The organism is Streptomyces sp. NBC_01216 (assembly GCF_035994945.1).
Lineage (GTDB): Bacteria > Actinomycetota > Actinomycetes > Streptomycetales > Streptomycetaceae > Streptomyces.
The window spans coordinates 7,071,958-7,091,622 of record NZ_CP108677.1; the positions used below are offsets into that span (position 1 = coordinate 7,071,958).

General features: G+C 71.0%; 13 protein-coding genes and 1 pseudogene. 5 read left to right on the top strand and 9 right to left on the bottom strand.

Annotation, left to right across the window (positions count from 1 at the left end; all coding sequences use genetic code 11):
* Positions 1-16: 16 nt before the first annotated feature.
* A complete protein-coding gene (locus OG393_RS32160) occupies positions 17-364 on the bottom strand; it encodes a trypco2 family protein (RefSeq protein WP_327378223.1) in 348 nt (115 codons plus the stop codon).
* Between the two features lie 412 nt (positions 365-776).
* Here OG393_RS32160 and OG393_RS32165 point away from each other — a divergent pair, with 412 nt between their 5' ends.
* Both OG393_RS32165 and OG393_RS32170 read left to right on the top strand, forming a co-directional pair.
* Positions 777-1,352 carry an AMIN-like domain-containing (lipo)protein gene (locus OG393_RS32165; protein WP_327378613.1) on the top strand — a complete coding sequence of 192 codons (576 nt, stop codon included), beginning with the start codon at positions 777-779 and terminating at the stop codon, positions 1,350-1,352.
* Between the two features lie 173 nt (positions 1,353-1,525).
* The gene (locus OG393_RS32170) at positions 1,526-2,620 is read left to right on the top strand and encodes a barstar family protein (protein WP_327378224.1); all 1,095 of its coding nucleotides are present in this window, start codon (positions 1,526-1,528) and stop codon (positions 2,618-2,620) included.
* Positions 2,621-2,753: 133 nt separating this feature from the next.
* Here the strand turns inward: OG393_RS32170 and OG393_RS32175 are convergent, their stop codons facing one another.
* The 5 genes from OG393_RS32175 to OG393_RS32195 form a co-directional block, all read right to left on the bottom strand.
* Complete coding sequence (locus OG393_RS32175; RefSeq protein WP_442817386.1) at positions 2,754-3,740, bottom strand: carbohydrate ABC transporter permease; 987 nt, start codon at positions 3,738-3,740, stop codon at positions 2,754-2,756.
* Positions 3,737-5,086, bottom strand: a complete 1,350-nt coding sequence (locus tag OG393_RS32180) for an ABC transporter permease (RefSeq protein ID WP_327378225.1) — start codon at positions 5,084-5,086, stop codon at positions 3,737-3,739. The genes OG393_RS32175 and OG393_RS32180 overlap by 4 nt, the downstream gene beginning before the upstream one ends.
* 10 nt (positions 5,087-5,096) lie before the next feature.
* The gene (locus OG393_RS32185; RefSeq protein ID WP_327378226.1) at positions 5,097-6,428 is read right to left on the bottom strand and encodes an ABC transporter substrate-binding protein; all 1,332 of its coding nucleotides are present in this window, start codon (positions 6,426-6,428) and stop codon (positions 5,097-5,099) included.
* A gap of 93 nt (positions 6,429-6,521) precedes the next feature.
* The gene (locus OG393_RS32190) at positions 6,522-8,225 is read right to left on the bottom strand and encodes a glycoside hydrolase family 13 protein (RefSeq protein WP_327378227.1); all 1,704 of its coding nucleotides are present in this window, start codon (positions 8,223-8,225) and stop codon (positions 6,522-6,524) included.
* 213 nt (positions 8,226-8,438) lie between these two features.
* The gene (locus OG393_RS32195; protein ID WP_327378228.1) at positions 8,439-9,716 is read right to left on the bottom strand and encodes an ABC transporter substrate-binding protein; all 1,278 of its coding nucleotides are present in this window, start codon (positions 9,714-9,716) and stop codon (positions 8,439-8,441) included.
* Positions 9,717-9,884: 168 nt separating this feature from the next.
* Between OG393_RS32195 and OG393_RS32200 the strand changes: the two genes are divergently transcribed.
* The 3 genes from OG393_RS32200 to OG393_RS32210 are packed head-to-tail and all read left to right on the top strand — an operon-like array spanning position 9,885 to position 13,518.
* Positions 9,885-10,391, top strand: a complete 507-nt coding sequence (locus OG393_RS32200) for a PadR family transcriptional regulator (RefSeq protein WP_327378229.1) — start codon at positions 9,885-9,887, stop codon at positions 10,389-10,391.
* Positions 10,388-11,155 carry an ABC transporter ATP-binding protein gene (locus OG393_RS32205; RefSeq protein WP_327378230.1) on the top strand — a complete coding sequence of 256 codons (768 nt, stop codon included), beginning with the start codon at positions 10,388-10,390 and terminating at the stop codon, positions 11,153-11,155. Before OG393_RS32200 ends, OG393_RS32205 begins: the two co-directional genes overlap by 4 nt.
* A gap of 2 nt (positions 11,156-11,157) precedes the next feature.
* Positions 11,158-13,518: an ABC transporter permease gene (locus tag OG393_RS32210; RefSeq protein ID WP_327378231.1), complete on the top strand. Its 2,361-nt coding sequence runs from the start codon at positions 11,158-11,160 to the stop codon at positions 13,516-13,518.
* 130 nt (positions 13,519-13,648) lie between these two features.
* Here the strand turns inward: OG393_RS32210 and putP are convergent, their stop codons facing one another.
* The 3 genes and pseudogenes from putP to OG393_RS32225 form a co-directional block, all read right to left on the bottom strand.
* A complete protein-coding gene (gene putP, locus OG393_RS32215; protein ID WP_327378615.1) occupies positions 13,649-17,227 on the bottom strand; it encodes a sodium/proline symporter PutP in 3,579 nt (1,192 codons plus the stop codon).
* 225 nt (positions 17,228-17,452) lie between these two features.
* Positions 17,453-17,832: pseudogene (locus OG393_RS32220) on the bottom strand (enoyl-CoA hydratase-related protein); the annotation flags it as partial.
* 100 nt (positions 17,833-17,932) lie between these two features.
* Positions 17,933-19,531, bottom strand: a complete 1,599-nt coding sequence (locus tag OG393_RS32225) for an MDR family MFS transporter (protein ID WP_327378232.1) — start codon at positions 19,529-19,531, stop codon at positions 17,933-17,935.
* Between the last annotated feature and the right edge of the window lie 134 nt (positions 19,532-19,665).

Below are 19,665 nucleotides of genomic sequence, written 5' to 3' on the forward strand. Positions count from 1 at the left end.
AGCCTCCGCCCCGGCCTCACCCGCGGTCGGCGACCCGCACCCGCCTCCTGGGAGCCGGGCTCTGGGAGTCCTCGTGGTTCGCGGAGTTCTCGACGAACTGCGGCTCCAGCGTGAGCGTGACCCGATGCGTGGCGGCCGAGGCCCGCTCCGCACCCCCGCCCAGGGATACCACGTTCCACAGAGCGACCTTCGCCTCGCCCTTGAGCGCGGTGGTCACGGTCAGTTGCAGCTCCACCTGTATCGACTGCACATCGAAGACCAGGTCCTTCCCCTCGGCGGTTGCCACAGCCTCCCTGATCTGTTTCCGCAGACTCGCCAATGCGTCGGGAATACTCAGCCCCGACTCAGGGTCAATTTCTGGCATACCGTGACCTTCCTCCGTCTGTCGGTAGTCTTCTCTCGCGGCCTACCCCCTTGGGCGCCACCATGCACCCGAGGGGCTTCACCAGTCGGCGCTCGGCCGGCTCCTCGGCCGGTTCGGCCAAGCCGCGGACGGCCTGGTGGCCGAGGATCGGCGACGAGCCCTTGCCGGCGCGATCTCCCGCTCCGACTCGGTGGCCGCTCCGCGATCAGTGCCTCCGGCCCCGTCGAGCGGGCCGCGCCGAGCGCCGCCGCTCTTTGGGCGCGTGGGACGTGTGACCGGGGCGCGTGTGAGCGGGTGGAAGGGGACGGCGCCATTCCCCATATGCCCTCGTATGGCATGCAACCGTCCGGTGCGGTGAGTTGTCTCATCTGGTATCAGAGTTACGCGACCAGGAGCGAACAAAGGGGACATGATGCGGCGTATCGGAGCGGCGGTGGCGGTGCTCGTGCTCGCGGGCGGCACGCTGGGGATGGCGGGGAGTGCCGCGGGCGCGGCCCCGGCGGAGGGATCGCGTGGGGCGGCGGCCTGCCCGACGGGCTGGGGCAGCGGTGCCAAAGGCGGTGCCGCCATGGGGGCCGATCATCTGGTGGACATCAGGACCGGACGGCACGACTGCTACGACCGCATCGTGTTCGACGTGCCCGGCGGCGGTGACCGGATCGGCTACCAGGTCCAGTACGTGGACCGGTTCCACTCGGACCCCGTGGGCGAGGACATACCGGTCGCCGGCGGGGCGATCCTCGACATCCGCGTCGGCGCGTGGAGCTACGACCTGGAGGCCGGCGCGCCGACCTACCCGGGCGAGGTGGGTGAGCCCCTGCCCGGTGTGAACGTCAGCGGGTACAGCACCTTCCGGGACACTCGGTTCGGTGGCACTTTCGAGGGCCAGACGCAGGTCGGTCTCGGTGTGCGCGCCCGGCTGCCGTTCCGTGTGATCCAGTTGGACGACCGGGTCGTGGTCGACGTGGCCCACAGCTGGGCGAGCTGAGGGCCGGCAGACCACCTGTGTGTCGACCCGGCCCACCCGGCCGAACCAGGTAGCGCGCTCGGGCGGGGGTCAGGACGTCCCACAGCCGGTCGCAGTGGTCTGTGACCGCGCTTCCGGAGGTACCACGACGGGCCTCAAGGGAAATGACTTCGTCGTGGGGGCCTGGTAAGGGCATGATTACCACCGTGCTCGATGACGAGGACCATCGCGGGCGAACGCGGTACGCGCTGGCCGAGACGGAGCACGGGCATGCCTGGGGCGTCTGCGTCGAGGTGGAGGGGTTGTTCGGGGAACCCCGGCGCGGGATCTACGAGCTGTTCGGCTGGGTTCCGCGAGCAGAGGTGGGCGGCTGGGTCGGCAACCGGGTTTGGCTGGTGCCGGACGACGAGACACTCGACCCCTGGCTGCTGGAGGACGCGGAGAGCCCGGGGCAGCCCCTCGGGACAGGCAGTCTCGTGCTCACCGGCCTGGATGACCACGAAGGCCCGCCCGAGGGCCACAGGGGCCGTGTTCGGGTGCATGACGGGCACCGATGGCTGGGCGCCTGCCGGGAATTCGCCCGTGTACTGCCGTCCAATCGGCCGACGCCCCCGCTCGTCCTGCGGGGGCTAGCCGAGAGCGTTCAGCTGCGGTCGGCACGGGCGAAGGGCACCCGGCGGACACCCGTCCAGGAGCAGGCCGCACTGGAGATACGGGATGACCGGGGCGAGCTGCTTGCCGAACGCCTGCTCTGGGCCAGAGTCACTGCCTCGCGCCCCTCCTCCTACGGGACGGACCTGATCGACCTGGAGCTCGATGGAGAGCTCTTCACTCCCATTCCTGAGTACGCCCGGTCCATCTGGGAGCGGTGGCTCGCCGGGCCGCCGGACACCCTGGGTGCCTGGGCCGGCCTCGACAGCCGACGCCGCTGGGCCTGGCACGATCTCGTCCGAGACCGAGCTGCCTATCGTGCCCGCTGTGACCGGCCGCCCGGTCACGCCTACGAGCTCGACGGCCGGTACGTCACCGATGAACCGGGCCTCTATCTGGCGCTCGGTGAGGCGGTGAACGGGCCGGGTGGCTATTTCGGCGGCTGTCTGAACGCCCTCGATGACTGCCTGGGTGGCACCTTCGGCTGCACCGCTCCCGCAACTCTGCTCTGGCGGGACGCTGCCATCGCACGCGAGCACCTGTCCCAGGTCCTGACACCGGACGGCCGGCCTTACGACCTGTTCGGTGTGGTCCTCAAGGTCCTGGCCGAGGGCGGCATGCACGTCACCCTGGCGTGAGCCGCGGTCCGCCGGCCGGGGACAGGTCCCGCTTCGACAGGGGGTGGACAGCCATACCGGGCCCGGAGGCCAGGCACCCCGTTTCGGGGCCACGGAAATGGTGTCGGGGCGATGCCGTGCCGCACCCGTGACGCTATTTCACGGAGCCCGCCATCACCCCTTGGACGAAGTGCCGTTGGAACGCGAAGAAGACGACCAGCGGGACCACCAGTGACAGGAACGCCCCCGGTGCGAGGACGCCGATGTTGCTTCCGAACTGCCTCATCTGGGACTGCAGGGCGACGGTGAGCGGCTGCGACCCGGTGTCCGCGAAGAGCAGTGCCACGAGCATGTCGTTCCAGACCCAGAGGAACTGGAAGATGGCCAGGCTGGCGATGGCCGGACGGCCGAGTGGCAGGACGAGCCGGGAGAAGATCCGCCACTCGCTGCCGCCGTCCATCCGGGCGGCCTCCAGCATCTCGCGCGGGATCTCGGCGAAGTAGTTGCGCAGGAGGAAGACCGCGAACGGCAGTCCGTAGGCGACATGGAAGAGGACGACGCCCGCGACCGTCCCGAACAGGCCCACCGCGCCGAAGAGTTTGGCGACGGGCAGCAGCCCGATCTGCACAGGCACCACGAGGAGCCCGACGACGACGAGGAAGATGACGTCCCGGCCGGGAAACTCCAGCCAGGCGAAGGCGTAGCCGGCGAGGGCCGCGATGACCACCACCAGGACGGTGGTCGGCACGGAGATCAGGACGGTGTTCCAGAAGGCCGTCCCGATCCCGGAATCCTCCAGCAGCGCGCTGTAGTTGTCCAGGGACAGCTGCGAGGGATCGGTGAGCGCGGTCCACCAACCGTCCGTGGCGTTGTCCTGCTCGGAGCGCATGGAGGACAGGAGCAGGCCCGCCAGCGGCGTGATCCAGACGAGGGCGACCAGGATCAGGACGCCTTGGACGACGGAGCTGCTCAGCAGGCGCGAGATCCCGCCCACGCGCCGCGGCCCGGGTGCGGATCCGCGAGGCGTCGCGGAAGGCGGCGACGAGGAGGACGGGGACGAGGACGGGGATGAGGCGGCGGGCGGGACCGTCGCCGTCCGCCGGGACGGGTCGTGCCGCTGGACGGTGCTGTGGCCGCTCATGCTCCACTCCTTCGGAAACGCCGGACGTTGAAGACCATCGCCGGGACGACGAGCAGCAGGAGCACCATGCTGAGCGCGCTGCCGAGCCCTTGGTCGTTGCCGCCGCCGAAGGAGACCATCCACATACGGGTGGCCAGTACGTTCGCCTCTTCCTGCACCGGTCCGGGCGCGATGATCCAGACCAGGTCGAAGACCTTCATCACGTTGATCACCAGGGTCACGAAGACCACGGTGAGCACCGGTGCGAGCAGCGGCACGGTGATCTTGCGGAAGATCTGGCCCTCGGTGGCGCCGTCCATGCGCGCGGCCTCCAGGGCGTCGCGCGGGATGGCGGCGAGGCCGGCGCCGATCAGGACCATGGAGAAGCCGGTCCATACCCAGAGGTAGGCGCCGATGATCGCGGGCGTCACCAGCGCGGGACCGAGCCAGTTCACGCCCGGGTAGGGGGCGTCGAAGTTGGCCGCGGGCAGCCGGACGGCGTAGTCACCGTCGGGCAGCCCGGCGAAACGGAACGAGCCGTCAGCCGCCGTGGTGGCGGTCGCGGTCACCCGGCCGTCGCGTACGGCCTCGACCGTCATGCCGGGCAGTCCCTTCTCGCCCGGGTCGACCCTGCCCGGGGTGCCCGCGCCACCGGGGGCGAAGTCGAGGTAGACGACGCCCCCGATCGCGTCGCTGCCGGGCGTCGCGCCGCCCGGGGCGGCCGCGTCGGACGCGGGCTTCGCACCGGCCGGTATCGCGTCGGGTGCGACCCCGATGAACCCGAGGCTGAGCGAGTCCCCGGGCCGTACCGTCGCCGCCGTGCTGTACGGGCCGCCCGCACCGCCCGTCAGGCCGTGGCCCTCCCGGGCGCGGGCCGTCGGATACGCGGCGGCGTCGTCGAAGCTGTCGTGGACGGCGACGACGGCGGCGTTGAGCACGCCCCGGTCCGGGTCCTGTTCGTAGGCGAGCCGGAAGATGATGCCCGCGGCGAGGAAGGACACGGCCATCGGCAGGAACAGCACCAGCTTGAACGCGGTCGCCCAGCGCACCTTCTCGGTGAGCACGGCGAGCAGCAGCCCGAGTCCGGTGAGCAGGGTGGGGGCGACGACGACCCAGACGGCGCTGTTGCGGATCGCCTTGAGGGTGGCCGGGTCCCGCACGATGGCCGCGTAGTTCGCGGCTCCGACGAACCGGTCGCCGTCGGCGTCGAACAGGCTGCGGCCGAAGGAGAAGAGGACGGGATAGACGACCAGCGCGCCGAGCAGCAGCAGCGCGGGCAGGACGAAGACGACCGCGAGGCAGCGCTTCTTGCGCTGGGCCCGGCGCCGCCCGTCGGCCGCCGACCGGACGGTGATGGTGTCAGCCATGGCGGTCGCCTCAGTTCCGGTAGGCCTTGGCGGCCTCGGTCTCGAGCTTCGCGGCGGTCCCCCGCGGGTTCGAGGGGTCGCGCAGGAAGTCCTGGAGGAGTTTCCACTCGCCCGCGCCCTTGGTGCCGCCGAACGCGGCCGGGGCCTGGTCGGACATGTCGAAGCGGATCGAGTTGCCCGCCGCGATCAGAGAGCCGGCGGTGCTGCGCGTGGTGTCGTCGCCGTACGAGGCGAAGTCGACGTCCTTGTTCGGGGAGAGGAAGCCGCCCGCGCCGGCCCAGACCTCGGCTGCCTCGGAACTCGCCAGGAACTCGACCAGCTTCATGCCGGCCTCGCCGTTCTTGCCCTCCTTCAGGACGACCGCCGCGTCACCGCCGCTGACCACCGGCGCCCGGCCGCCGTCGACCGGGGGGAAGGGGAAGAACTTGGCGTCCTGCCCGAGCGTCCTGCCGAACTGCCCCTGGGCGATGCCGCCGACGAAGTCACCCTCGTAGACCATCCCCGCCTTGGGCTCCGGGCCGAAGACCTGCGCGACCGAGGAGGGGAAGTCGGTGCCCAGTGCCGCCTGCGCGCCACCGGCGACGAGCTGCTTGTCCTTGAACAGTTCCCCGAGGGTGGTCAGTGACCGCACGACGCTCTCGTCGGTCCACTTCAGCTCGTGCTGGGCGAGTCGGTCGTACTTCTCGGGTCCGGCCTGGGAGAGGTAGATGTTCTCGAACCAGTCGGTGAGGGTCCAGCCGTCCTCGCCGGCTATGGCGAACGCCGGGCGGCCGGAGTCCGCGAGGGTGCGGCCGGTCTTCAGCATGTCGCTGTAGCTCTTGGGCTCGCCGACGCCGGCCTGGGCGAAGGCATCGGGGGAGTACCAGACGGTCGACTTGTGGGCGGCCTTGAAGTAGAGGCCGTAGTACGTGCCGTCGACGGTGCCGTAGTTCTTCCACACCGGGGCGAGGGAGGACCCGGCGGTCTGGGCGGTCTGGGCGGACAACGGCTGGAGCCAGCCCTCCTTCGCGAACTGCTGGAGCACGCCCACCTGGGGAACCATCACCACGTCGGGCGCGTTGCCGCCTTCGATCTTGCTGCCGACGAAGGTGGAGACGTTGTCGCCGGACGGTACGAAGACGGTCTTGGCGCCGGTCTTCTGGGTGAAGGCGTCGAGGACCTTCTTGAAGCTCTGCTGCTCGGCGCCGGTCCAGACGCCCGCCACGGTGACGGTCTGGCCGCTGAGCTCGCCGCCGCTCGTGGGTCCGGTGGCGCTGCCGCAGGCTGTGGTGCCGAGGGCGAGGAGGAGGGCTGCCGTCGCGGTGGAGGCACTTCGGCGGGTCGCCTTGCCGGGTCGTCGCATGAGGAGTCCTTTCGGGGATGTCCGGGGCTGGGGAGGGGATGTCCGGAGCTGCGGGTGGGGAGACTGCGGCTGGAGGCCGCGGGACCTAGGGGGCTACGGCTGCCGGACCGCCGGGTCGGGAGCCGGGTACTCGCCCGCCCACCAGGCCGCGGTCGCCGCGGGGAGCACACCGTCGGGACAGGGGCCGCTGGCGAGCAGCGGAGTACCGGCGACCGGCGCGGGCACCGGTTCCGTGCCGAAGTTCACCGCGCAGATCAGGCCCTCGCCGCGGGCCATGGTCAGGACCTGCGCGGGCGCGTCCAGCCAGCGCAGGGCGCCTTCGCCGAGTTGCGGCAGGGTGCGCCGCAGCTGGAGACCGTCGCGGTAGAGGTGCCAGAAGGAACGGGTGTCGGCCAGGGCGCGGTCCGTCGCGTGCTCGGCGAACCACTCGGGCTGCGGCAGCCACGGTTTGACGCCGGCCGTCTCCTGGCTGAAGCCGAAGGGGGAGGCGTGCCCGGACCAGGGCAAGGGCACGCGGCAGCCGTCCCGTACGTGCTTGCGGCTGCCCGTACGGCGGAAGATCGGGTCGGTGAGGACCTCGTCGGGCAGGTCGAGTACCTCGGGCAGGCCGAGCTCCTCGCCCTGGTACACGTAGGCGGCGCCGGGAAGGGCGAGCATCAGGAGGGCCGCGGCGCGGGCGCGGGCGGCTCCCAGCCCGCTGCCCTCGATGCCGGGCTCGCCCGCGTAGCGGGTGACCGTGCGGACCTGATCGTGATTGTTGAGGACCCAGGTGACGGTCGAGCCTGTGCCGGCGATGTCGCGTATCGCCTCGGTGATCGTCGCACGGAATGCCTCGGCGTCCCAGGGCGCGCTGAGCAGGTCGAAGAAGAACGCCTGGTGGAGTTCGTCGGGGCGGACGTACTCGGCGTGCTCGCGTGCGGTAGGCACGGACACCTCGCCGACCAGCAGCCGCTCGTGACCGTCCTGGGCGGTGTACTCCTCGCAGACCGAGCGCCAACGGCGCCACACCTCGTGTACTTCGGGCTGGTTCCAGGCCAACTGGTTGACGGCGTCGCGGGCCCGTTCGTCCGCCCCGGGGTCGTCCGAGTCGGGCAGCTCGGGGTGCTTGAACAGCCCGGCGGCGACGTCGATGCGGAATCCGTCGACGCCTCGGTCGAGCCAGAAGCGCAGCACGCGCTCGAAGTCGTCGCCCACGGCGGGGTCGCGCCAGTTCAGGTCCGGCTGCTCGGGCGTGAACAGGTGCAGGTACCACTCCCCGGGGGCGCCGTCGGCCCCGGTGGTCCGGCTCCAGGCCGGGCCGCCGAACATGGCGCGCCAGTTGTTGGGCGGCTCCTCGCCGTCCGGACCGCGTCCCGGCGCGAAGTGGAAGCGGGAGCGCGGCGCGCTGCCAGGCGCCGCGTCGAGCGCCTCGCGGAACCACGGGTGCTCGCTGGAGCAGTGGTTGGGGACGATGTCGAGCAGCAGCTTGAGCCCGAGCCGGTGCGCGTCGGACACCAGCCGGCCGAACTCCGCGAGGTCGCCGTAGACCGGGTCGACGCCGCAGTAGTCGGCGACGTCGTAGCCGTGGTCGTGCTGCGGCGACGGGTAGAAGGGGCTGAGCCAGATGCCGTCGACACCGAGCTTCCTGAGGTAGGGGAGCCCGGCGCGCACGCCGGCGAGGTCGCCGACGCCGTCCCCGGTGCTGTCGAGGAAGCTGCGGACGTAGACCTGGTAGATCACCGCGTCGCGCCACCAGGGGGCGGAAGGGGCGGCACTGGGGGAGGGGTGACCGGTAGCGGCCGGAAGGGTGCTGAGCATCTCGCGTCGACCTGTCTGCTGAATGCGAGAGCGCCCTGGAGCAGGTGCGCTGTTATGCATGCATGTTAAGTAGCAGCGACGGGAAGATGTCAACGATGGGTCCAGAAACAGGCAAAAGCTGGGGTTGTTTATCCCTTAAAGTCCGATACATGCCAGAGGGCCTCTACTTAACATGTAAGTAGAGGCCCTCTGGGAGAGATGAGAGAAGTACGCTCAGTCCTTGCGGGACACGGCTCCGAGCTCGCGCGAGAGCCGCGCCACCGCTTCATCCGGCCCCTGGCGCAGCGCCATCAGGTCCTGCCCCACGGCCTGCACGGCGAGGCTCACCTGGTCGTAACGCGGGCTCTTGGGGCGCGGCACCGCCGACAACACGCTCTCGCGCAGGGTGGACAGGTACGGATACGCCCGTACCAGCTCGGGATCCTCGTACAGCGCGGCCCGCACCGGGGGCAGCGAGCCCTCGGTGAGGACCCGCCGCTGCACCTGTTCACTGGTGAGGTATGAGATCAGATCGGCCGCCGACTCCGGGTGCCGCGCGTGGCTGCTGACGGCGAGGTTCGAGCCGCCCAGCACGCTGCTGCCGGGCCCGTCGGCTCCCGGCAGCGGCACCGCGCCGAACCTGCCCGCGACCTTCGAGCCGGCCGCGCTCGCGGCCTCGTACACGTAGGGCCAGTTCCGCAGGAAGAGCAGCCGGCCGTCCTGGAACGCCTTCCGGGACTCCTCCTCCTTGTAGTCGAGCGCCTCGCGGGAGATCCAGCCGTCCCGCACGCCGTCCGCGAGGAACCGCAGGCCGGTGCGCGCCCCGTCGGAGTCCACGGTGACGCGGGCGCCGTCGTCGCCCAGGATCGAACCGCCGGCCGAGTGCACCGCCTCGGTGATGTTGACGGTGAGCCCCTCGTAGGGGAGGAACTGCCCGGCGTAGCCGTCCAGCCCGTGCTCCGGGGCGATCACGCGTGCCTGACGGGCCAGCTCGGACCAGGTCCGCGGCGGCTGCTCGCCCTCCAGGTCCAGGATGTCCTTGCGGTAGTACAGCAGGCCGGCGTTGGTGACGTACGGGACCGCGTACAGCCGGCCGTCGAAGGTCGCGGTGTCCACGACCGGCCGCAGGAAGGCATCCAACGGGAAACGGTCCCGTTCGAGCCGGGAGATCCATCCGGCGGCCGCGAACTCGGACGTCCAGGCGACGTCGATGTTCAGGACGTCGAACCGGTCGCGACCCGAGCGCAGTTCGCTGATCATCTGGGCCCGGGTCTCGTCGGCCGAGTCGGGCAGCTCGACGAGGGTGACGCGTTCGTCGGGACGGCTCTGGTTCCAGTCGTCGAGGAGAGGGCCGAGGTAGTCGGTCAGGTCGCCCGCCGTCACCAGCGTCAGAGGACCGCGGGCGTCAGAGGCGGCGGCGCCCCCGCCGGGGCGTACGCCGAGACCGGCGTACCCCGCCAGCAAGACCGCCACCACCAGGAGAGCCCTACCCGCGGCACGCATCCACCGCATAGATTCCTCCCAGGTGCACGATCCGGCTGCGCCGCCGACCATCGTGGCCTATATATACCCGTTAGGCATGGGCGATACTAGACGTCCAGGCAGACAGGACGGACCTCGGCGACATCCGGCCGTGTGTCAGTGAACGGTTGACTACTGAGCGGGAAGGAGGGGGAGCGAGTGCGGCTGGCGCTCCTTGCGCTCCTCACCCGTAGCCCTGCGCACGGTTACGAGCTCAAGCAGGACCTTGAGAAGCTCCTGGGCACCGCGTACCCTCAGCCCAACGTAGGCCAGATCTACGTCACCCTCGGCCGGCTGGAGAAGAGCGGCCTGATCGAGGGCGAGGACGTCGAACAGTCAGGCCGGCCCAACAAGCGCACGTACAAGCTCACGGACGCCGGGCGCGAGGCCGTCCTGGCCTGGTTCGAGAACACCGCGGAGGAACCCCGGGTACGGGACGAGTTCTTCATGAAACTGGCGCTCGCACCGCAGTCCGGTCTGGCCGATCCGATCGCCCTGATCAACAAGCAGCGGCGCCAGTACCTCAACACCATGCGGGACCTGTCGAAGCTGGCCGCGGCAGAGGACCGCGACAACAAGATCTCGCAACTGCTGATCGAGGGCGCCATGCTGCACCTGCAGGCCGACCTCGACTGGCTGGAACGCTGTCAGGAGGAGCTGGAATGAGCGACGACGCCACCGCCGCTCCAGCCGTGCCCATCGTCCGCGCCGAGGGCCTGAACAAGACGCATCGCGGCGAGGGCGCGCCAGTGCCCGCCGTCCGCGGCGTGGACCTGTCCGTCCAGCCCGGCGAGTTCGTCGCGGTCACCGGACCCTCCGGAGCCGGCAAGTCCACCCTGCTGCACCTGATCGGCGGCCTTCAGCGGCCCGACAGCGGCAGGCTGTGGCTCGACGGGGAGCGGGTCGACCAATACCGGGAGGCGCGCTGGGCCGTCCTCAGACGCCGCAGCATCGGCGTCGTCTTCCAGTTCTTCAACCTCGTCTCCAACCTCACCGTCGCCGACAACGTCGAACTGCCCGCCCTGCTCGCCGGCGTCTCCCCGAAGGCCGCCCGCGACTCCCGCGCCGAACTGCTCGCCGAACTCGGCCTCGAGGGCCGTGAACGGTCCATGCCCGGAGAGCTGTCCGGCGGCGAACAGCAGCGGGTCGCGCTCGCCCGCGCCCTGGTCAACCACCCCGCACTGCTGCTCGCCGACGAACCGGCCGGCAGCCTGGACAGCAAGGGCACCCGTGACGTGCTGCGGCTGCTCACGCGGTTCCACCAGCGCGGCCAGACGATCGTGATGGTCACCCACGATGCCCGGATGGCCAGCGCCGCCGACCGCGTCATCAGCTTCTTCGACGGCCGCATAGCCGACGACGCACAGCTCGACGGCGGACGCGCCGGGCCGGCCGGCGGTGTCTCCGGCGTCCTCGAACTGAAGGAGTGACCGTGCGGGCCACCCTGCGCTGGGCGCAGGCCGATTTCCGCGCACACCGCGGCGAAGCGCTCTTCGTCGTCCTGGCCAGCGCCGGGGTCATCGCCTCGCTCCTGCTGGCCGGCGCCCTTTTCGGCTACGCAGCGAACCCCTGGCAGCGGGTCTTCAACCAGTCTCACGGCGCGCACATCTGGTTGCACACCCGCGCCGGTGCGGACACGGACGCCCTGTCGGGCGTGGACGGGGTCGCTGCGCTGTCCGGCCCCTACCGCACGGCCGCGACCACGGTCGAGTCCCGGGGCGCGCGGGCCGGGGTGACGCTCCGCGCCGCCCCGGTGGAGCCCCCGCAGACCGGACGCCCGCTCATCGGCGCCGGCAGCTGGCTCGCCGCGCCGGATGGCGATGGCGCCAACGGGACGGGCTCCGGGACGGCCACCGGCACCGGCACGGGCTCCGTCGTGCTGGAGACCTCGGTCGCACGAGCCCTCTGGGCGGAGCCCGGCGACACCGTACGCGTCACCGGGCCGGACGGCGTCACACACCAGCTGCGGGTGAGCGGGACAGCCGACGCGGCCGAACCCCGCTACCAGCCGGGCGGCGCCGCGGGCATCGGCTGGGTCCTCCCCGCCACACTCGACGAGATAGCCCGCGGAGACTCAGGACAGAGTGTGGGGCTGCGTCTGGAGGACCCGGAGGACACGGACTTCATCGTCCAGCGCGCGGTCACCGTACTCGGCGCCGACCGTGTGGCCGAGGTCACCAAGTGGCAGCAGGCACGCGCCGACGCGGGCGGCGACGACCGGCTGCTCGGCGCGATGTTCGCCGTCTTCGGCCTCGGAGCCCTGCTCGCGGCGGCCCTGGCCGCCTCCGGCGCGATCGGCGCCCGCGTCCGGGGCCAGCTGCGGGACATCGCCATCCTGAAGGCGATCGGCTTCACTCCTGGCCAGGTCACCCGCGGCTTCCTCGTACAGCACCTGGCCTTCGCGTTCCTCGGCGTGGCCCTCGGCACGACGGCGATCGCACTGCTCGGTGCCCGGATACCCGGGCGGATCGGGGATGCCGCCGCCCTGTGGCAGGACCTGCCCGGTCACACCGCCCTGATGATCGGCATCCCCGTCGGGGCGGTACTGCTGATCGCCGCCTCCACCGGGCTGTCGGCCTGGAGGGCCGGCCGGGTGCCACCGGTACCGGTGGCCCGGGGCGCGCTGCCTTCCGCCGCGCCGATGACCGCGTTCGGCAGGCGGGCACTCGGCGTACGGGTGCCTCCCGCTCTCGTCCTGGGGTGGCGCGCGGCGTTCCCCCGACGTGGCCGGACGCTCGTACCGGTGGCCCGCCTCGCGCTGCCGCTGGTCCTCATCACGGTCGCTCTGGTCGCCTGGTCGACCCTGGACCAGTTCCGCAGTCGGCCCGCGCAGGTGGGACTGGCCGCGGCACTGACCGTACGGGCCGAGCGGCCCGCCGGAGTGTCGGACGCGGAGTTGGGGAAGACCCTCGCGACGGTCCGGGACATCGCGGCCGTCCATCCGGGCGTGGAGATGGCGGCGCTCGTGCCCGGACAGACCGGAACCATCACGCTGCGCGGACTCGGCACGGTCCGGCAGCCGTACCCCTCCGCGGTGGTGGAAGGACGCGCGATCGCCGGAGCGGACGAGGCGGTGGCGGGGCAGGGACTGCTGGACCTCCTCGGCGTCCGGGTCGGCGACTGGGTGCGGATGACGGTCGGTGGACGACCGCAGATCCTGCATCTGGTCGGCCGCACCATCGAGCCCGAATCGGGCGGCCGGGTGATCACCACGACCCTGGACGCACTGCGCGAGCGCGACCCGCAGCTCCGACCCGCCTACCACGCGCTGGAACTGCGCGAGGGGGCCGACCCCCGGGCTGTGAGAGACGCCCTCGCGACGCGGGCCGGCGGAACCCTCGAGATCCGTGAAACGCCCAACCCGGCCGACCGGCTGGAACCGGCACGCGGGGTGATCGGCGCACTGATCGCCGTACTGGCCCTCATCGGGCTGATCGAACTGCTGACCTTGATCGGCACGGGAGTTCGTGACCGGGGTCGTGACCTGCTCGCCCTGAAGGCGATAGGGCTGACGCCCCGGCAGATCGGGGCGATGATCGTGACGGCCGTCGGGCTGACCACGCTCGTCGCCGCACTGGCGGGGACGGCGGTGGGCGTCCTGTCCGGGACCTGGCTCGTGGATACGCAGGGGGCATCGAGCGGGATCGGGGCGGGCATCGCGCGACTGCCTCCGCCACAGGCGCTGTTGACGGTGATTGCCGGGGCGGTGCTGGGCGCGGTATCGGCGGCGGCGCTCCCCGCGACCCGGGCGGCACGACGGAGGCTCGCGGACTCGCTCAGCGAAACACTCTGATACGTGAGACGTGCCGGCACACCGATCGCGGGGTCTCGCCCGCGGACGGCCGCCGCCGGTCGGCCAGGCGCCCGCACTCCGTCGGGGGGGACGGCGTTCCGGCGGGTGTTCGCCGGCGCGGGTCGCTCACTCACACCGGCGGGTCGGGGACTGCCTGCTCGGTCCAGATGATCTTTCCCGTCTTGGTATAGCGCGTGCCCCAGCGCCGGGCGAGCTGTGCGACGATCAGCAGACCCCGCCCTCCCTCGTCCATGGTCCGGGCATGGCGCAGGCGGGGCGAGGTGTTGCTGGCGTCGGACACCTCGCAGATCAGGGCGCGGTCCCGGATCAGCCGCAGGACGATCGGGCCGGTGGCGTGACGGATGGCGTTGGTGACCAGCTCGCTGACGATCAGCTCCGTGGTGAAGGTCAGGTCTTCCAGGCCCCATGCCGACAGTTGCCGCGCGGCGACGCTACGGGCGTCCGCGACGGTGGCGGGGTCCGAGAGGAGGTCCCAGGACGCGACCCGGTCGGATCCCAGCAGGCGGGTCCGGGCGAGGAGCAGGGCGGCGTCGTCACGCGGCGGGACAGCCAGCAGCGCGTCAACGACGTTGTCGCCAGTCTCCCGCAGCGACGGGCGGGGCGCCCTGAGCCCTTCCTTCAGCCGGGAGAGGCCGACGTCGATGTCCCGGTCCGCGGCCTGGATAAGGCCGTCGGTGTAGAGCCCGATCAGGCTGCCCTCGGCCAGTTCCAGTTCCACGGACTCGAAAGGCAGGGAGCCGAGGCCGATCGGCGGTCCGGCGGGCAGGTCCAGGAACTCGACGGTGCCGTCGGGGCGGACGATCACTGGCGGGAGGTGACCGGCCCTGGCCATGCTGCACATCCCGGCGACCGGGTCGTACACGGCGTACAGGCAGGTGGCACCCAGCATCGCGGCGCTCACGCTCTCGTGATCGGCCGACGTCGCCCCTTCGCTGCCGGGCGACTCCATGAGGCCGATGACCAGGTCGTCCAGGTGGGCCAACAGTTCGTCAGGGGGAAGGTCCAGATTGGCGAGCGTGCGCACCGCCGTGCGGAGGCGCCCCATCGTCGCCGCGGAGTTGATGCCGTGCCCGACCACGTCCCCGACGACCAACGCCACCCGTGCTCCGGACAGGGGGATCACGTCGAACCAGTCGCCGCCGACGCCGGTCGGCGCATCCGCCGGGCAATACCACGACGCCACGTCCAGCGCCGATCCGCCGGTCACTTCCTGCGGCAGTAGATAGCGCTGCATCGACCGGGCAGCGGTTCGCTCACGGGTGAAGCGGCGCGCGTTGTCGACGGACACGGCGGCGCGGGAGACGAGTTCCTCCGCGAGACGTACGTCGTCCTCCCCGAAGGGCCATGCGCGGCGCCCGGACCGGACGAACGTCGCCGCGCCCAGCGTGACGCCACGGGCCCGTACCGGCACCACCATCACCGAGCGGAGGTCGAACCGGCGGATGGCGGGGCCCAGCGACGGATCCATGGCCACCCATGCCTCGGGTGAGTGCTCCAGGTCCTCCACCAGAGTCCGGCTCTCCAGAAGGCAGCGGGCGACGGGCGAGGACGGGGCGCGCTGGACCACTTCCCCCACGGCCAGCCGCGCCTCCGGGTTGCCCTTGCGGACGGACCTCTGCCCCGCGCGGCGGATGACCGGACCGAGGTCGACCGGCCCGGGAGCGGGCTCCTCGCCGCTTATCACCGAATCCAGCAGGTCGACGGCGACGAAGTCGGCGAGAGCGGGCACGGTGTTGTCGGCCAGTTCCTGCGCGGTCAGCTGCACATCCAGCACGCTGCCGATGCGCGCGCTCGCCTCGTTCAGCAGGGCGAGCCGCTCCTGTGCCCGTCGGCGCTCAGTGACGTCGATGATCATGTACCAGACACCCACCTGACGGCCGCGCCGGTCCTTCATGCCGAAGAACGAGGCCGAGTACGCCCGATCCCGGTAGGGCGCGCGATGACCGACGGAGCGGAACTCGTGGTCCATCACCGGAGCCCCGGTCCGCAGGACGCGCCGCATCCTCTCCTCGAAAGCCTCTGCCTCGGGCTTCGGCAGCACCTCCCTCACCTGGCGACCCAGCCTTCGGTCCTCAGGGATCAGCCGCCCCAGCACCTTGTTCACCCAGACGTAGCGCAGGTCGGTGTCGAGGACCGCCACACCGACCGGAGCGTCGGACAGGAACGGTACGAGCAGCAGCTGACTGACCCCACCCCCCGGCATCCGCCAGAAGGCTCGTTGCGGCGGCCGGCCGACAAACCTGCCGAAGACGAGGGCGGCGAGCGTGGCGACGAGCACGCCCGGAACCATCTCGTAGATGTCCGACTCGAGCGGCCCCAGCAGTGGATTGATCCTGTCCCACAGGAGCACCGTGGCCGCGCCCGACACGATCGAGGCCATGGCCCCCGCCCAGGTCATCCGCGGCCAGTACAGCGACAGCAAGACGACCGGCCCGAACGCGGCGCCGAAACCGGCCCAGGCGTAGGCCACGATATTCAGTACCCCGCCTCCCCCGAGCGCGATCACGCAGGCGACGACGATCACCACCACCACGGCCCCGCGCCCCACCCACAGCAGCGTCCGGTCGGACGCGCGCCGGTTGAGGAACGCGCGGTAGAAGTCCTCCGTGAGGGCGACGGACGACACCAGCAGCTGACTGTCCGCCGTCGACATGATCGCGGCCAGTACGGCGACCAGCATCAGCCCGGCGACCCAGGGGTTGAGCAGGGTCTCGCTCAGGACGATGAACACCGTCTCCGGGTTGTTCAGAGGCGTGTCGAGCTGAGCGATCCCCACAAGGCCGACGAGGGTGGCACCGGCGAGCACGACCACCACCCAGAGTGTTCCGATGCGCCGGGCCGCCGGGACCGCCCGGGTACTGCGGATGCCCATGAAGCGGGCCAGGATGTGCGGCTGGCCGAAGTAGCCGAGGCCCCAGGCAAGCAGCGACACGATCGCCACTGCGCCGAGCGACCCGCCCGCCGTCCACCGGCCGTCGACGAAACCGGCCTCCGCCCCGACGTCCAGCAGGCTCGGCGTCTTGCCGTCGAGGGATTCCTTCAGGGAACCGAAGCCCCCGAGCGCCGCGACGCCGACCAGGGGGAGCACCAGCAGGGCGACGAACATCAGAATGCCCTGCATGACGTGCGTCAGGCTGACGGCGAGGAAGCCGCCGAGACACGCGTAGACCACTATGACCAGGGCAGTCAGCACCACCCCGAGTCCGAAGGGGACATCGAAGACCTGCTCGAACAGTAGTCCTCCGGCCACCAGACCGCTGGCGACGTAGACGGTGAAGAACACGACGGTCACGGCGGCCGAGACCATCCGCAGGCTCCGGGTGCGGTCCTCGAAACGCTCCTCCAGATAGGCCGACAGGCTGACAGCGTTGCCGGCCCGCTCGGTATACGTACGCAGTCTCGGGGCGACGAGCAGCCAGTTCAGGTAAGTTCCGGCCGCCAGGCCCACGGCGATCCATCCCGCGCCGATGCCGGCCGCGTAGACGGCTCCGGGGAGGGCGAGGAACAGCCAGCCGGACATGTCGCTCGCACCGGCGGAGAGCGCCGCGACCGGCGCGCTGAGCCTGCGGCCGCCCAGCGCGAAGTCGGCGAAGCTTCGGGTCCGAGCGTACGCCCACACTCCCACCGCGACCAGGGCCATCACATAGACGATGAACGTGGCCAGGACCGGCGCGATCAGATCGGGCATGTCTCCCTCGATCAGGAGGCGAATGACCACAGGCAGCGTTGTCACCTGAGACTGCGGCTCCTCCTTGTATAAATGTACCGACTTCGGGCCCGCGAGGGCTGCTGGGGAGAATGCCCGAGTGGAACCCTCGATGTCGTGCGTCCCGTGGCGATGCACGACATCGGGTGGAGCCCGCTCGGTGCACTGGCTCCGCCGCGGTGCGGGAATGGAGCCTCACAGTCTCGATCACTGTCCGGTGAAGGTGGGTTCTTGCTTGTGTAGGAAGGGCATGCATGCCTTCCTGCTGGTCCTGCGTGGAGAGGAGTGCGTGGAAGGTGCGGCGTTCGAACAGCAGGCCGTCCTGGAGGCCGGTTTCCAGCGCGCGGTTGACGGCTTCGCGGGCGGCGAGGACGGCCGGTTGCCGTGGGAGGCGCTGGTGCGGCCGGTGACGATCACGTCCATGGCCCGGGCTTTGCCGATGGGGCGGGTCAGGCGTTGGGCGCCTCCGATGCCGGGGATGACGCCGAGTCTGATCTCGGGCCGGCCGATACGGCGTTGTCGACGGCGATGATGAGCTCGCACATCATGGCGAGTTCGCAGCCGTCTCCCAGTGCGTAGCCGGCCACGGTGAGGGGGCGTCGGTCCGCGTGGGGCGCCTCCGGCGCCCGGCCGCATGTCTCCCGCCGGTGTCCCGGCGCCGAGGCGTGTCCCGGCGCCGGGCGGCGGTCAGGCGCGCTCCGCCGCCTTCGTGTCCGGGTCGGTTTCGGGGCCGGGCCTGGGTCCGCCCGGCCCGCGGGCCTCCAGCCGGGTGTCCTTCAGTAGCAGGGCCAGGACCAGCCCGACCACGAGCACCGGGACCGCCGAGGCGAAGACCGTACCCAGGGCGTCGCCGTACGCCTGGGCGACCGCGTCGACCGTCTCGGGTGGGAAGGAGTCGACCTTCGCCGGGTCCCAGTCGCCCTCGGTCACGCTCCGCGCCGTGTCCGCGGGCAGCAGTCGGGCGGCCTCTGCGGCGAGCCGGGTGTTGAGGATCGAGCCGAAGACCGTCGCGCCGAAGGCGGTGCCGAGGTTGCGGGCCAGGCCGACCGTGGAGGTGCTGACGCCGATGTGCTCGCGAGGGGCGGTGCTCTGCGCGACCAGTGTCGTGACCTGGGAGGAGAGGCCGACCCCGATGCCCATGAGGGCCAGCAGCAGCGCCACCGTGGTGGGGCCGGTGCCGACCGGGTCGAGTGACAGGGCGCCCGCGGCGACCGCGGCCAGTGCCGTGCTCGCCACCGGGAACCACTTGTAGCGGCCGGTCTTGCCGATGACCTGGCCGGCCACCACGGTCGCCACGGCCAGGCCGATCATCGCGGGCAGGAAGAGCAGTCCGGTCCGCGAGGCGCTCACGCCGTCCACCGTGTGCAGGTACAGCGGAACGAAGTTGACGCAGCCGAAGAAGGCGAAGCTCACCGCGAACGCCACCGCCACGCAGATGGTGAAGGTGCGGTCGGCGAACAGGCCCAGCGGCACGACGGGCTCGGGCGCGGACCGCTCGCGCAGTACCCACGCCATGGCCAGCAGCACGGCCGCCACGCCGAACCCGATCACCAGGGGGTCGCTCCAGCCGCTGCGGCCGGCGAGGTCGGTCGACAGGACCAGGGCGGCGATGAGCAACGTGAGCAGTACGATGCCGAGGTGGTCCAGGCGCGGCCGGGCCGCCGCGCGGTCGTCGGCGGGCAGAAGCGCGCGGATTCCCATGAGGGCTGCCAGGCCGAGCGGGATGTTGACGTAGAAGATCCACCGCCAGCCGAGCTGGTCGGTGAGCACCCCGCCGACCAGCGGTCCGGCCAGGTTGGCCAGCACCATCACCCCCGCGAACCATCCCTGGTACTTGGCTCGTTGCCGGGGCGGCATGAGGTCGCCGAGGACCGAGAAGGCGCTGACCTGGAGTCCGCCGCCGCCGAGGCCCTGGAGCGCCCGGAAGACGATCAGCTGGCTCATCGAGTCGGCCGCACCGCACGCGATCGAGCCCGCCAGGAAGATGGCGATCGCGGTGAGGTAGACCGTCCGGCGACCGAAAAGGTCGCCGAGTTTGCCGTAAATCGGCATGGCGACGCTGAAGCTGAGCATGTACGCGGTGAAGGTCCAGCTGTACAGGTCGAGGGCGCCCAGCTCGGCGGTGATCCGGGGGCCCGCGGTCGCGACGATCGACTGGTCGAGCATCGACATCGCGCTGGTCAGCAGAAGCGCGGCGAGGAGCAGGGGGAAGCGTGGTGGCAGGGGGTGCTCGGTCGCGGCGGCGGGAGTCCGCCCCCGGGGGCCGTCCGCGCGGGGTCCGAACATCGTCGTTCCTCCATATAGGTAGGTCGCATGTAGGGTTGTTTATCAATTACATGCTTTTCTCATATGATTGCCCTGTGTAGCGTAACCTCGAAACCGGCTCCATGGGGAGGTTTCGGAAGTTCCCTGGTGGGTGG

Bases quoted from the DNA above. Each gene is read 5' to 3' on its own strand.
- OG393_RS32160 (WP_327378223.1), bottom strand. From the start codon at position 364: ATGCCAGAAATTGACCCTGAGTCGGGGCTGAGTATTCCCGACGCATTG.
- OG393_RS32165 (WP_327378613.1), top strand. From the start codon at position 777: ATGCGGCGTATCGGAGCGGCGGTGGCGGTGCTCGTGCTCGCGGGCGGC.
- OG393_RS32170 (WP_327378224.1), top strand. From the start codon at position 1,526: ATGATTACCACCGTGCTCGATGACGAGGACCATCGCGGGCGAACGCGG.
- OG393_RS32175 (WP_442817386.1), bottom strand. From the start codon at position 3,740: ATGAGCGGCCACAGCACCGTCCAGCGGCACGACCCGTCCCGGCGGACG.
- OG393_RS32180 (WP_327378225.1), bottom strand. From the start codon at position 5,086: ATGGCTGACACCATCACCGTCCGGTCGGCGGCCGACGGGCGGCGCCGG.
- OG393_RS32185 (WP_327378226.1), bottom strand. From the start codon at position 6,428: ATGCGACGACCCGGCAAGGCGACCCGCCGAAGTGCCTCCACCGCGACG.
- OG393_RS32190 (WP_327378227.1), bottom strand. From the start codon at position 8,225: ATGCTCAGCACCCTTCCGGCCGCTACCGGTCACCCCTCCCCCAGTGCC.
- OG393_RS32195 (WP_327378228.1), bottom strand. From the start codon at position 9,716: ATGCGGTGGATGCGTGCCGCGGGTAGGGCTCTCCTGGTGGTGGCGGTC.
- OG393_RS32205 (WP_327378230.1), top strand. From the start codon at position 10,388: ATGAGCGACGACGCCACCGCCGCTCCAGCCGTGCCCATCGTCCGCGCC.
- putP (WP_327378615.1), bottom strand. From the start codon at position 17,227: ATGCCCGATCTGATCGCGCCGGTCCTGGCCACGTTCATCGTCTATGTG.
- OG393_RS32225 (WP_327378232.1), bottom strand. From the start codon at position 19,531: ATGTTCGGACCCCGCGCGGACGGCCCCCGGGGGCGGACTCCCGCCGCC.